General features: G+C 69.9%; 14 protein-coding genes. 9 read left to right on the top strand and 5 right to left on the bottom strand.

Features of this window, described 5'->3' with window-relative positions:
* Positions 1-137: 137 nt before the first annotated feature.
* The 6 genes from ACIBJB_RS34910 to ACIBJB_RS34885 are packed head-to-tail and all read left to right on the top strand — an operon-like array spanning position 138 to position 6,144.
* Positions 138-1,118, top strand: a complete 981-nt coding sequence (locus tag ACIBJB_RS34910; RefSeq protein WP_398936753.1) for an MCE family protein — start codon at positions 138-140, stop codon at positions 1,116-1,118.
* Positions 1,115-2,239, top strand: a complete 1,125-nt coding sequence (locus ACIBJB_RS34905) for an MCE family protein (protein WP_398936650.1) — start codon at positions 1,115-1,117, stop codon at positions 2,237-2,239. Before ACIBJB_RS34910 ends, ACIBJB_RS34905 begins: the two co-directional genes overlap by 4 nt.
* Before the next feature lie 26 nt (positions 2,240-2,265).
* The gene (locus ACIBJB_RS34900; protein ID WP_398936751.1) at positions 2,266-3,543 is read left to right on the top strand and encodes an MCE family protein; all 1,278 of its coding nucleotides are present in this window, start codon (positions 2,266-2,268) and stop codon (positions 3,541-3,543) included.
* Positions 3,540-4,817, top strand: coding sequence for an MCE family protein (locus tag ACIBJB_RS34895; RefSeq protein ID WP_398936648.1), 1,278 nt, complete (start codon positions 3,540-3,542; stop codon positions 4,815-4,817). The genes ACIBJB_RS34900 and ACIBJB_RS34895 overlap by 4 nt, the downstream gene beginning before the upstream one ends.
* On the top strand, positions 4,814-5,305 hold the full coding sequence (locus ACIBJB_RS34890; RefSeq protein ID WP_398936646.1) for a hypothetical protein: 492 nt from the start codon (positions 4,814-4,816) through the stop codon (positions 5,303-5,305). Before ACIBJB_RS34895 ends, ACIBJB_RS34890 begins: the two co-directional genes overlap by 4 nt.
* Before the next feature lie 38 nt (positions 5,306-5,343).
* The gene (locus ACIBJB_RS34885; RefSeq protein WP_398936644.1) at positions 5,344-6,144 is read left to right on the top strand and encodes a hypothetical protein; all 801 of its coding nucleotides are present in this window, start codon (positions 5,344-5,346) and stop codon (positions 6,142-6,144) included.
* Positions 6,145-6,216: 72 nt separating this feature from the next.
* Here ACIBJB_RS34885 and ACIBJB_RS34880 read toward each other — a convergent pair whose 3' ends face one another.
* The 4 genes from ACIBJB_RS34880 to ACIBJB_RS34865 form a co-directional block, all read right to left on the bottom strand.
* Positions 6,217-8,724: a DUF4132 domain-containing protein gene (locus tag ACIBJB_RS34880; protein WP_398936642.1), complete on the bottom strand. Its 2,508-nt coding sequence runs from the start codon at positions 8,722-8,724 to the stop codon at positions 6,217-6,219.
* A 157-nt stretch (positions 8,725-8,881) separates the two neighbouring features.
* On the bottom strand, positions 8,882-9,253 hold the full coding sequence (locus tag ACIBJB_RS34875; RefSeq protein WP_398936640.1) for a holo-ACP synthase: 372 nt from the start codon (positions 9,251-9,253) through the stop codon (positions 8,882-8,884).
* 30 nt (positions 9,254-9,283) lie between these two features.
* A complete protein-coding gene (locus ACIBJB_RS34870) occupies positions 9,284-10,180 on the bottom strand; it encodes a hypothetical protein (RefSeq protein ID WP_398936638.1) in 897 nt (298 codons plus the stop codon).
* A 112-nt stretch (positions 10,181-10,292) separates the two neighbouring features.
* Complete coding sequence (locus ACIBJB_RS34865) at positions 10,293-10,709, bottom strand: hypothetical protein (protein ID WP_398936636.1); 417 nt, start codon at positions 10,707-10,709, stop codon at positions 10,293-10,295.
* Positions 10,710-10,740: 31 nt separating this feature from the next.
* Here ACIBJB_RS34865 and ACIBJB_RS34860 point away from each other — a divergent pair, with 31 nt between their 5' ends.
* Positions 10,741-11,364, top strand: coding sequence for a histidine phosphatase family protein (locus ACIBJB_RS34860; RefSeq protein ID WP_398936634.1), 624 nt, complete (start codon positions 10,741-10,743; stop codon positions 11,362-11,364).
* Between the two features lie 9 nt (positions 11,365-11,373).
* Here the strand turns inward: ACIBJB_RS34860 and ACIBJB_RS34855 are convergent, their stop codons facing one another.
* A complete protein-coding gene (locus ACIBJB_RS34855; protein ID WP_398936633.1) occupies positions 11,374-11,775 on the bottom strand; it encodes an ATP-binding protein in 402 nt (133 codons plus the stop codon).
* Positions 11,776-11,949: 174 nt separating this feature from the next.
* On the opposite strand from ACIBJB_RS34855, the gene ACIBJB_RS34850 reads away from it, so the two are divergent.
* Both ACIBJB_RS34850 and ACIBJB_RS34845 read left to right on the top strand, forming a co-directional pair.
* Complete coding sequence (locus ACIBJB_RS34850; protein WP_398936631.1) at positions 11,950-12,783, top strand: helix-turn-helix domain-containing protein; 834 nt, start codon at positions 11,950-11,952, stop codon at positions 12,781-12,783.
* 7 nt (positions 12,784-12,790) lie between these two features.
* Positions 12,791-12,979, top strand: a complete 189-nt coding sequence (locus tag ACIBJB_RS34845; protein WP_398936629.1) for a DUF397 domain-containing protein — start codon at positions 12,791-12,793, stop codon at positions 12,977-12,979.
* The last annotated feature ends 15 nt before the right edge of the window (positions 12,980-12,994 follow it).

Below are 12,994 nucleotides of genomic sequence, written 5' to 3'. Positions count from 1 at the left end.
TCCGCGTCGACCCGCCCAAGCTCCCGAACATACGGCTGCTGCCGCGCCGGGCACCCCGCCCCCGCCGCCCGGAACCCCTGGTGAAAGTCCGCATCGACCCACCCAGGCTGCCCCGCATACGGATACGCCGCCCGCGCCTGACCCCGTTCCGCGAGCACAACCCGGTGGTGATCGGAGCGGTCGGCCTCACGGTCCTCGGCCTGCTGGCCGTGGCCGCGTTCAACGCCGACAGCCTGCCGCTGATCGGCGACGGCGAGACGTACAGCGCGGCCTTCTCGGAGGCGGGCGGCCTCAAGCCCGGCGACGAGGTGCGGATCGCCGGGGTCAAGGTGGGCAAGGTCGAGGACGTCGATCTGGACGGTGACCACGTCAAGATCACCTTCAAGGTCAAGGGCGACCCGGAGTTCGGCACCGAGACCGGCGCGTCGATCCGGATCAAGACCATCCTCGGCGCGAAGTACCTCGCGCTGCACCCCAAGGGACCGGGGCAGCTGACGGCCGGCAGCGAGATACCGCTGAAGCGGACGGTTCCGGCGTACGACGTCGTACAGGCGTTCAGCGATCTCACCACGACGACGGAGGACGTCGACACCGACCGGCTCGCGAAGGCCCTGGACACCATCTCCACCACCTTCCAGGACTCGCCCGCCGAGGTGAGGGCGTCCATCGAGGGCCTGTCGAAGATCTCCCGGACCGTGGCCTCGCGCGACAAGGCGCTGGGCGAACTCCTGGACCACGCGAACGGTGTCACGGGCGTACTGGCCGACCACTCCAAGGACTTCTCCGCGCTGGTCAAGGACGGCGACAAGCTGTTCAAGGAGATCAGCAGGCGGCGCGAGGCGATCCACAAGCTGCTGAAGAGCTCCGCAACGCTCGGCATCGAGCTCTCCGGCCTCGTCGACGACAACGACAAGGAGATCGGACCCGCACTCAAGGGCCTGGACCGCGTGGTGCGGATGCTCGAACGCAATGAGTCCAGCCTGGACCGGAGCGTCGAGCTGCTCGCGCCCTACGTACGGGTCTTCACCAACGCCCTCGGCAACGGCCGCTGGTTCGACAGCTATGTCCAGAACCTGGTCGCCGCTCCGGTGGAACCGCGGACAGGAGGCTCACAGTGAGGAACCCGAAGAGGAGCCTGGCCCTGCTCACCGCACTCGCCCTGGTCGCCGCGCTCACCTACGTGCTGTGGCCGCGCTCCGAGTCCGTGCGCGTCACCGCGTACTTCCCCCGCACCGTCGGCATCTACCCGGGCTCGGACGTCCGCGTCCTCGGCGTCCGGATCGGCGAGGTCAAGGGGATCACGCCGCAGGGCGACCGGGTGCGCGTGGAACTGGAGTACGACGCGGGCCGCAAGGTCCCGGCCGACGCCAAGGCCGCGATCATCAACTCCTCGGTGGTCAGCGACCGTTACGTACAGCTGCTGCCGGTCTACCGCGGTGGTCCGGCGATGCGCGACGGCGCCGTCATCCCCGAGCAGCGCACGGCCGTACCGGTCGAACTGGACCGCGTCTTCGACAGTCTCCACACGACGGCCGAGGCGCTCGGCCCCCAGGGCGCCAACAAGAACGGCTCGCTGTCGCGGCTGCTCGGGGTGAGCGCGGACAACCTCCACGGCCAGGGCAAGAACCTCAACCAGACGGTCGAGGACCTCTCGCAGGCGGTCACCACGCTGTCCGACGGCCGCACGGACCTCTTCGGGACGGTCCGGAACCTGCAGGTGTTCACTGCCGCGCTGGCCGCCGACGACACGAGCGTGCGGTCGTTCAACACCAGCCTCGCCGACATCGCCGGGCAGCTCGCGGGTGAGCGCGAGGACCTCGCGGCGGCGCTGCGGAACCTGGCGGCGGCGCTCGGCGACGTGTCCCACTTCGTGAAGGAGAACAAGAAGTCGCTGACCTCGGACGTGAAGGGCCTCAGCAAGGTGACCAAGGTGCTCGTCACCCAACGGGCCGCGCTGGAGGAGCTGTTGAGAGTCGCGCCCACGGGTCTGTCGAACCTGAACAACGCCTACAACCCGTCCGCGGGCACCCTCGACACCCGCAACAACGCCCAGCAGGCGCAGGATCCGGCCTCGCTGCTGTGCTCCGTACTGAGAACGACCGGCGACGAAGGCGGCAAGAACCCCGACTGCGAGGAGCTCAAGGAGCTCTTCGACTCCCTGCCGAAGGTGCCTCAGGGGTCCGCGGTGACCGGGACGGTCGACCGCACCCTCGGCGGAATTCTGGGGGCCGACGCATGAGCGCACGACGCATGAGCGCACCACGCGTGAGCGCACTGCGCAAGGGCGGGGCGGTCGCCTGGGCGGCCGTCGGCTCGCTGCTGCTGACCGGCTGCGAGTTCAACGGCTGGTACGACGTCCCGCTGCCCGGCGGTGCCGCCGCGGACGGCCACGCCTACCACGTCACCGTCGAGTTCCGCGACGTACTCGACCTGGTGCCGCAGTCGGCGGTGAAGGTGAACAACGTCACCGTGGGCGCGGTCGAGAAGGTGCGGCTGAACGGCTGGCACGCGCGCGTACGGCTGCGGGTCGCCGACTCGGTGAAGCTGCCCGCCAACGCGGTCGCCGAGCTGCGCCAGACCAGCGTGCTCGGCGAGAAGTACGTGGCGCTCTCCGCCCCGCCCGGCACCGCTCCCGTGGGCCGGCTCGGCGACGGCGACCGCATCCCGCTGTCCCGCAGCGGCCGCAACCCGGAGATCGAGGAGGTGCTGTCCGCGCTGTCCGCACTGCTCAACGGCGGCGGAGTGGCCCAGCTCAAGACGATCACCGTGGAGCTGAACAAGGCCCTGAACGGCCGGGAGAACCGGGTCAGGTCGCTGCTCGAGGAGCTGAACACGTTCGTCGGCGGCCTGGACGACCAACGCGCGGACATCGTCCGTGCCCTCAAGGCCGTCGACGCGCTCGCCGAGCGGCTCGGGAAGGAGAAGAAGACGATCGCCGAGGCCGTCGACACGATGCCGCCCGCCCTGAAGGTCCTCGCCGACCAGCGGCGCGATCTGACGAAGATGCTCACCGCCCTGGCGAAGCTGGGCAGGACGGGCACCAGGGTGGTCACGGCCTCGCACGACGACACGGTCGCGAACCTCAGGCGACTGCGGCCGATCCTGCGGCAGTTGAACAAGGCGGGCGACGATCTGCCCAACTCTCTCGAACTGCTGACCACCTACCCGTTCCCGCGCAACGCGGTGGACGCCGTCAAGGGCGACTACGTCAACCTCCACATCACTGCCGACCTCGATCTGTCGGACCTCTACGGGAACCTGGCGGGCGGGTCCGGCACGTCCGGCAACGGCAACTCCGGGGAACCCGGCGCCCCCGACGTACCCGGTCTTCCGGACCTGCCGGCCGTCCCGACACCCACCGCGCTGCCCAGCACCCCGAGTTTGCCGCCCCCCTCGGTCCCGTCGGTCCCGTCGGCCCCGTCGGGCGGCGGCGGTCCGCTGTGCCCGCCGGTGTGCACCAGCAGCTACACCACCCGAGGAGAGCTTCCCGAGGGGATCGACCTCGCGCTCGCGGAGCTGATGCTGAAGGGGGTTCAGCCGTGATCACACGTACGGTCAAAGTCCAGTTGCTCGCCTTCGCCGTCGTCACCGCCGTCGGGGTGTCGTACGTCGGCGCCGAGTACACCGGACTGGTGGACGACGTCCTGGGCCACGGTTACACCGTGCGGGCGGACTTCGCCGACTCCGGGGGCATCTATTCCGGCGCCGAGGTCACCTACCGCGGGGTGCCGGTGGGCCGCGTCGGCGCGCTGCGGCTGACCGGTTCCGACGGGGTCTCGGTCGCCCTCGACATCAAGGACGGCGCACCGCACATCCCGGCGGACACGCTCGCCGTGGTGGCGAACCGTTCGGCGGTGGGCGAGCAGTACGTCGATCTGCAGCCGCGTACGTCCCACGGCCCGTATCTGCTCGACGGCAGCTCCATCCCACGCGGCAGCACCCGCGTGCCGCTGCCCACGACGGACCTGGTCCTCAGCCTGGACCGGCTGGTGAACTCGGTCGGCAAGGACGATCTGCGGGTCACCGTCGACGAGTTGGGCAAGGCGTTCTCGGGCACCGGACCGAACCTGAGCCGGCTGGTGGACTCGGGCAACGCGCTCGTCGAGTCCGCGTCCGACTCACTGCCCCAGACGATCTCACTCATCGAGGACTCGCGGAAGGTCCTCAAGACGCAGGCCGACCAGGGCTCGTCCATCAAGTCGTTCGCGCATGATCTGGCGGCGCTCTCCGCGCAGCTGAAGTCGAGCGACGGGGACCTGCGCAAGCTGATCGGCAACGCGACGCCGGCCGCGCAACAGGTGAACTCGCTGCTGAAGTCCACCGGACCACGGCTGTCGGTCCTGCTGGCCAACCTGATCAGCGGCGGCCAGGTCACACAGGCGCAGCTGCCCGGCGTGGAGCAGGCCCTGGTCACCTTCCCGGCAGTGGTCGCGGGCAGCTACACGGTCGTTCCGGGCGACGGCACCACCCACTTCGGCCTGGTGGTGAACGCCGACGACCCGCCGCCGTGCACCCAGGGATACGGGACGACCCGGCGCGACCCCGCGGACACCAGCACGCGCGGGGCGAACACCGATGCGCGCTGCACGGCCCCGCGCGGAAGCAAGACGTCGGTGCGGGGCGCGCAGAACGCCCCCGGCGCGTCCGCCGCGTCCGGCGGTACGAACCAGACGGCGTACGTCACGCCGTACGACCCGGAGACCGGCACTGCCACCGGCCCGGACGGAAGGCCCGTCGAGATCGGCTCGACGGGCGGCCAACAGGCCGTGTTCGGAAAGGAGTCGTGGCAATGGCTGCTCGTTGGACCGATGGCATGAGCAGGGCCCTGACGGGCAAGGCGTGGTCGGTGGGGCTCGTCGTGGCGACCGTCCTCACCATCGCCCTGACGATCTGGCTGAGCGTTGAGCGCTACGACCAACGCGAGGCGGATCAGCGGCGCCAGGACATCCTGGCCGCGAGCCGCCAGTCGGCGCTGAACTTCACCTCGCTCGACTACCGGCACTACGACCGGGACAGCGCGAACGTCCTCGAGGGCGCCACCGGGGACTTCAAGAAGCAGTTCGCCGCGCAGACCGGGCAGTTGACCAGGCTTGTCGCCGAGAACAAGTCCGTGTCCGAGGGCCAGGTCCTCGAAGCGGGCATCGTCCGGTCCGACGAGCACTCGGCCCGCGTCCTGGTGGTCGCCGACAGCAAGGTGACCAACACCGCCGCGCCCGAGGGCGAGGCCCGCACCTATCGGCTGCAGCTCGACCTGGTGCACCGGGGTGGCCGCTGGCTGACCTCCGACGTCGAGTTCGTCGGCTGACCGCACCCTCCCGCCGTACCACCATGAGGAGTAAGACCGTGGCGAAGACGACCACCCGAGGCAGCGGCTCCGGTGCCGGCACCCGGCGCACCATGACCGCGGCTGCCCGCGCGGCGGCCAAGCGCGCGGAGCGCGGCCGCCGCGAGCCGGGCCCGGCGGCCGCCGACGAGGAGGCGCCGGGGCGGCCCAAGGCACCGGCCGCCGGACGCACCGTAATCGTCGAGGCCGCGGAGGAGGACGGCTGGGACGACCCGCCTGAGCCCTCGCCGGAATCCTTCGGGGAAGACCCGCCGCAGGCGGAGGACGAGTCCGGCCCTGGTACGGCGACGCGGCGCGGTCCGTGGCGGCGGCGACTCAACGCGGTCCTGTGCGTCCTGCTCGCGGCGGGCCTGGCCGTGGTCGGCGTGCTCGGGTGGCGCTACCGGGAGGACGTGCGGGCCGAACAGGCCCGGGTCCAGGCAGTCACGGCCGCGCGGCAGGCGGCGCCCGTCGTGCTGTCGTACGACTACCGGCATCTGGACCGCGACTTCGCCGCGGCCCGCGCCCGGCTCACCGGGCACTTCCGCGACACATACCGGAAGACCACCACGACGGTGGTCGGGCCGACAGCCAGGAAGTACCACGGGGTGGTGAAAGCGACGGTGGCGCAGCCCACCGGCGGCTCCCCGGCAGCCTCCGTGGTCTCGTGCTCGGCGGACCGGGCCGTGATCCTCCTCTTCGTCAACCAGGTGACCACGAGCACCCAGGTCTCAGGCTCCCGGGTGGACCTGAACCGGGTGCGGATGACGCTGACCCGTACGTCCGACGGCTGGAAGGTGAGCGCCGTCGACGCGCTCTGACCCGCGCGGACACAAGGTCCTCGGGTGCGGTGTCCGGGTCGGTCAGTACGCGCGTCAGCCGGGCGGCGAGGCTCATCGGGCACCCCTCTTGATCTGGTGGAGGATGGTCTCGTCGGTGATCTTGGTGTCGGCGGCGAGCAGGAACGCCTTGCTGAGGATCAGGGAAAGCCGGTCGTCCTCGAACGGCAGGAACACCTTGCCGGTGCCCTTACCGCGTGACGGGACGATGCACAGGTAGGCGTCGTCGGGCTCCATCAGGATGTTGGCCGAGCCCAGATGGATCCTGTACGTCGTCAGGTCCCCGCGGACCACCAGGAAGCGGCCGTCGAGTGAGCACCGGCCGGCGATCCTCAGGCGCGGCAGGATCCGTTCCAGAGCCTCGCGGCGGACCTCGGCGCTCGCCGTGAGCGCACCGAACGTGGTCGTGCGCCAGTACGCGGCGTGGCGGTCCTCGCCCCGGTCGGTCCAGTCGGGATCGGCGGCGATCGAGGTCACGCCCACGAACAGATCGACGTCCCGCATCGCCTCGCTGAACACCAGCGGGGGCACCTCCGCCAGCGGCACCTCCCGCCGGCGTCTGCCGTCCCGTCGCTCGAAGCGGACCTGGTCCGTCGCGGCGTGCTCGGGCGCGTAGCCGCCGTCGTCGTCCGCGGCGGGCTCGTGGTGGAAGCAGGCCCTCCACTCGCCGTCGCCGAACTCGGCCCGCGCCGTCCCGTCGTAGCCGCCCTCGTGCCGACCGAGGAAGTTGGCCTGCCAGCCGCGTTCCTTGAACAGCGCGTACAGCTGCGGATAGTGGACGATGTGGGCGGCGAACCGGTTGGAGTAGACGCCGGTCTCCTCCTCCGCCGGGGTGAGCAGGTAGATCTCCCGGAAGGCCTGCTTGAACGGCTGGCGCAGCCGCTCGGCGACGAGCCGCTCCCGCCAGGCCCTGACCTCGTCCGTCGACGCCCGGATGGGATGCCACAGCCGGACGCGCTCGAGCTCGCCGGGCGGCTCGACCATGGGCGCCACCGCACGCCACTCGCCGTCGGCATCCCCGACATCGCGGAACTCCCAGATCAGGCCGCGGACGAGAACTCCGGTGACCGGATGGTCGCGGTAGTAGCGGCACCACTCGTCGTACGGCCACTCACGCCCGGCCGACATCAGCGCCTCGACGCGGGCCCGCTCGGCCGACAGTGTCCCCCGCACCTCCTTGGCCAGGGCCTTCAACTCCTGGAACTCCTCCGGAAAGCCGTCCTTCACTGCCGCCGGAGCGGTGCGGGTGGTTCCCCCGTCGGGGCGTGTGAAGGTGAGCCGTACGGTCGCCGCGTCCTCGATCGCCACCCGTACCCGGTATCCGCTCAACTCGCGTTCCAGTGAACCGTCCGGCGCCAGGCCGTGGTCCGGCACACTGCGCTCGATGAGCTGCCCGGCCGTGATGCCCTGCTTCCCGGCTGCCGTCACCAGCGCGGTGTCGAGCTGCTTGCGCAAAGCGCGGTGCTTGATCCGGGACCGCAACCGCCACAGGGTCTCCAGAGAGGCCGGATCGCCGGTCTCGGCCAGCGCGTTGACCGCCGCGCCCGCGAGTTTGAGGTCCTCGATCACGCCGTTTCCGTGGCCACCGGTCCGCAGAGCGAGCGCGCCGAGGTGTCGCACCGCGGCCGGGCCGCCGGTCAGCGCGGCCGCCCAGACGACGCCGCGCGCCAGATCGCCGTCCTTCTGGTGGACGACGTAGTGGTAGTGGTGATCGCCGTGGATCCAGCCGGTGTGCGCACCGCTTCCTGTGCTGCACAGCACCTCGTCCCCGGCCAGCGATCGCAGGACATCGGCCACGAGGTCCCGGGCCGACGCCGCGTCCGCGAGTTCGAGGCACGTCCCCCGCCACCTCTGCGGGGGACGCGGCCCCGACAGGCTCACCAAGTGCCGTACGAAGCCAGCCAGTTCCGGCGTCGGCGAAGTCTTCGCGCGGTCCCTCAGCGGGGCGGCCCAGGGAGCGTCGGCGGGGATGAGTCCCTCGGGGATGTGCGCCTCGTCCACGCTCGCGAGCAGCGCGCGGAGGCGCTGGACGAGCGACGTGCGCAGGCGCGCCTCGACGGTGATGTCCATGAGCTGCGTGTGTGCGTGCCGCAGCCAGGGCATGACCGCACGGCGGCCGTCGGCGTCGAGCTGGTCGACGGCGTTCAGCACCAGCCCCAGCGCATGGGCGAACCGGTAGCCCTCGGCGTACTCGGTGGCGCGGAGCAACATCACCGCGACCTCGTCGGGCGTCCAGCCGCGCACGCGCGAGATCAGGGGCTCGATCTCGGCGTCGTACTGCCACGAGTTCCTGTCGTCGACGCGGGCGGCCAGCATGAGGCACAGGACCGCGGCCCTGCCCTCCTCGTCCGCGCAGCCCGCGAGCCGCCCGTCGATCTCGGCCTGGGTCGCCGCGCCCGCCGCCCGGGATCGCCGGAACGCGTGCCCCATGAACCGACGGAACTCGGACCGCTGACGTTCCAGGAGGTCGACCAGCCAGCGGACGCGGTCGAGCGCGGCGGACCTTACGTCGTCGAGCGAGTCGTTCCTACGGGATTCGGCCACCAAGGCGTCGTACAACATGGCGGGATGATGACAGAGGGGACTGACAACACGATCTCCTCCAAGGAGCAGAGCGACTGGGTCTGCACAAGCCGCCTCCGGCTGCGGCGGCAGTTGGCCTCAGCAGTACGGCTCCCAGGTCCATGCCGCCCGAAAGCCGGGCCGCCGGCGTCGGTGGTCAGCCCTCCGCGATCACCACGGCCGACGCGATCCCGGCGTCATGGCTGAGGGACACATGCCACGAGCGCACCCCGAGCGCGGCGGCCCGCGCGGCGACGGTCCCGGTGACCCGCAGCCTGGGCTGCCCGCTGTCCTCGACGTACACCTCGGCATCGGTCCAGTACAACCCGGCCGGAGCCCCGAGCGCCTTGGCCAGGGCCTCCTTCGCGGCGAACCGGGCGGCGAGCGAGGCGACCCCCCGCCGCTCCCCGCTGGGCAGCATCAACTCACTCTCCAGGAACAGCCGCCGGGCCATCCCCGGCGTACGCTCCAGCGACGCCGCGAACCGGTCGATCTCCGCCACGTCGATACCTACACCGATGATGCTCATCCGGGCACTTTACGATCCGCCCGGCGCCGGTCACGAAACCGGCGGGTCGGCATTTCCCTGTTCGTCGAACAGGTCCTCGGCCCGCTCGACAGTGCGGGAACGCTCCAGCCAGGTGTCCATGCGGTCGAGATCGGTACAGCTGGTGATGCGCTCGCGCACAGTGTCGGTCACGGGGATGCCGCGCACCTCCAGCACGGAGAGGATCCCCTTGGCCTCGCCTTCCGCCCTTCCCTCCGTCTTGCCTTCCAGATAGGCCGTCTCACGAACCGTTCCCCGGCCGGGGAAGTAGCTGACGAACGACATGATCCGATTCCATTTCTCTCCGGCTGGGGTCTTGCCCAGGGTGACTTCCAGGAAGTCGAAGAAGTACTCGGCGGTGTCGGGATCGGTCTCCCGGAGTTCCTGAAGGGCGCTGCTGATCGCCTCCAGTATGGCGTCGCAGTCGGGGTTGCGGGCGTGTGCCAGGGCGGAGAGCACGGCCAGAGCGAGGTTCTTCGCCGCGGTTCTGGCATCCGTGATCACCGGCAGGTTGTCAGGCCCTGCCACCAGCGGATACACCCGCAGCGCCGTCCAGCCGCGCGTGCCGCAGTCGAAGGGACCGGCTGCCCACTTGGCCGTCGGCGCGTCCTGACAGACCACGAGCAGCAACACGGGCAAACGGAACTTCGCCTGGAGGTAGGCCACGTAGTACGCCCAACTCGCCTCCTTGCCCGCGACCCTGCCCGACTGCGACTCGATGGCGAGCAGAAAGTCCTCACCGTCGGACGGGCCGATGCGCAACACGGTGTCCACACGCCGCTCCAGCGGCCGGGTCTCCGTCACGTCGGTGGTGACGGCGTCCACGGTCGCCTTCGCGGACAACGGGACACCCAGCACCTCGAACACGGACCCCAGAATCTCGGGCCGCTCCTGGAAGATCCGGTGCATGCCCTCGCTGATGTGACCATGTGCGCAAGGTGGATCGATCACCGACCGGCCCATCCGAAAACCCGGAGTACGTTCACCCTTTCGAGCAGCGTCGAAACGTTCCCCTCGCAGGTCAGCCCTGTCCGGGCGTCATCACGGGAGCGGTCGTCTCCACCGGATCGCCGGGCTGCCAGGCACCTGAACTCCACTCCGGCGTGGGGACGGTCGGGGTGGTGCGGGCGGAGGGGTGGGGCCGCTGTTCGGGTTCTGGCGGACGGTGCCGGACCCGCCGCCCGTCGTATCGGAACCACTGGAACCGGTAGATCCGCCGGACCCACCCACCTGGGACGAGGAAGTCCGGGCCCGCCGCGTCGGGGTGGACGTGGGGGACGGCGAAGGCGTGGCAGATGCCGAGGGGGACTCGCTCAGGGAAGGCGACGCCGAGGGCTTGGCCTTGAGGGCGTCCGCCGTCGGGGACTCCGAGCTCGTCGGCGAACGGTCCACCGCCGAGCATCCACCCACGCACAGGACGGTCACGCCAGATATACATGCCGAGGAGATCGCTCACAGAGGAGCCTGCGATGACCGGCACAGCCACCCGTTACCTCTACCTCGCCCGGCACGGCGAGGCGTTGCCGGACGAGAGCGGGCTGACGCAGGCCGGCCGGCAGCAGGCCACACTGCTCGGGCGACGGCTCCAGGACATTCCCTTCACGGCCGTTCACCACGGTCCGCTGCCGCGGGCGGCACAGACGGCCCGCCTGATCCACGACCAGCTGAAGAACGTCCCCCTACTCGCCTCGGAAGTCGCGGACGATTACGTGCCCTACGTGCCCCCGAGGGATGAACTTCCGCCGGAATCAGCGGACTTCTACCTCCGCTTCCTCGCCGACACCACCGACGACGAGCGCGAGCAGGGTGCCGCACTGGCCGGCCAGGCACTCGACCTGTTCACCGGACCGGTGGACGGCGGGGACGACCGCCACGAACTGGTCGTCACCCACAACTTCCTCGTCGCCTGGCTCGTCCGGGACGCCCTGCATGCCCCGAAGTGGCGCTGGCTCGGCCTCAACCACGCCAACGCGGCGCTCACGGTCATCCGTTACGCGCCCGGCCGAGCGGCCTCCGTCCTCATCTCCAACGACATGCGGCACCTGCCCGCCGAGCTGCGCTGGACAGGCTTCCCTCCCGAGGCGCACATCTGACCTCGCCGGTCAGGCCGCGGCCAGCTCGCACCACACGTACTTCCCCCGGTTGCCGTGCCTGGCCAACGGCTGCCACCCCCACAGATCCGCGCAGGCCCGCACCAACGCCAGCCCCCTCCCCTCCTCCCCCAGCACCCCCAACTCACCCGGCGGCTCAGGAGGTTCGGGGTCCGCGTCCCACGCCCCGATCCGCAGCACCCCCGCCGTCCAGCGCACCCGCAGGGCGGCCGGTCCTTTCGTATGGCGTACGGCATTGGAGACCAACTCCGCCGCGAGTAGCTCCGCGGTGTCGGTCAGGCGGATCAGGCCGTGCAGCGTGAGGATCAGGCGGAGGGTGCGGCGGGCGACGGTGACGGCTCGGACGTCGTTCGGGATGTACAGGGTGTACTCCCAGGGGTCGTTTTCGGGCATACGTCAACTCCGTTCACTTGGAGGGGGATTGGCTGCGGTGGCAGTGCCGCGATCGCCATGGCAGGGCGGAGCGGTGCGCTTCCGTAGCGTGTTCGTTGCGTCACAGACAGTAGGGGTAACATGTGTGTCGGAGCAAGGCGATCGCGTAATCCGACCCCGAACGAGGAGCCGTAGATGGTCCAGAGGCGCGAACCAACCGCACGTCAGATGCGCCTGGGAGTCGAACTCCGAAGGCTCCGTGAAGCTGCGGGGCTGACCACCATCGAGGCCGCGGCACTGCTAGGGGTGAACCGGGTTCAGATCACCCACATCGAATCCGGCATCACCGGCGTGAGCGAGCAGCGGGTGCGCCGCCTCGCCTCCCACTACGCCTGCACCGACCAGGAGTTCATCGAAGCTCTGGTCTCCATTGCCACCGACCGGACACGCGGCTGGTGGGAGGAGTACCGGGGCCTGCTGCCCACGCCCTTCCTCGACTTGTCGGAGCTGGAGCACCATGCCCGGTTCCTGCACCACGTAGCCGTCCTGTATGTGCCGGGCCTGTTGCAGACGGAGGGCTACGCCCGTGCCGTCTTCTCGTCCAGGCTGCCCGAACTCCCTCATGAAGAGCTTGAGCTGCGCATCCAGCACCGCAAGGCGCGCCAGAAGATCGCCATCCCATACCAGGCACTGGTCCATGAGGCAGCGCTTCGTATCAGGGTCAAAGATCGTGCCACCTCAAGGGCCCAGCTCGCACGGCTCCTTGAGCTCTCCGAAGCAGAGCACGTCACCTTGCGAGCCATTCCGTTCGACCTGGACGACTTTGCCGCTTCCAGCACGATGACGTACGCAGGTGGCCCTCTGCCCAAGCTGGACACCGTGGTACGAGACGCGCCTCATGGCTCGGTCCTCATCGACTCCGAGGCGCAACTCAACATTTACCGAACTCGCTTCCATATGGTGGAGGCCGTATCACTCGAACCGAACGAGTCCCGCGACTTCATCCACAGACTGGCAAAGGAGCTGTGAGCCCTCCATGGACCACTGGCAGAAGTCTTCCTACTCGGGCGAGGGCGACGGCAACGAATGCGTCGAGATAGCCAACTCCCCGACCCACGTATCCATCCGCGACTCCAAGTCCCCCACCCGAGCCACCCTCACCCTCACCACCCCCACCTTCGCCGCCTTCCTCAACGCCCTCAAGAGCGCCCCCAAAACCCAGTAACCCCGCGTAACCCCT

It is taken from the genome of Streptomyces sp. NPDC050759, assembly GCF_044456945.1.
GTDB lineage: Bacteria > Actinomycetota > Actinomycetes > Streptomycetales > Streptomycetaceae > Streptomyces.
The sequence above is the reverse complement of the archived record's forward strand: the minus strand, read 5'-3'. Positions and strand labels throughout refer to the sequence as shown.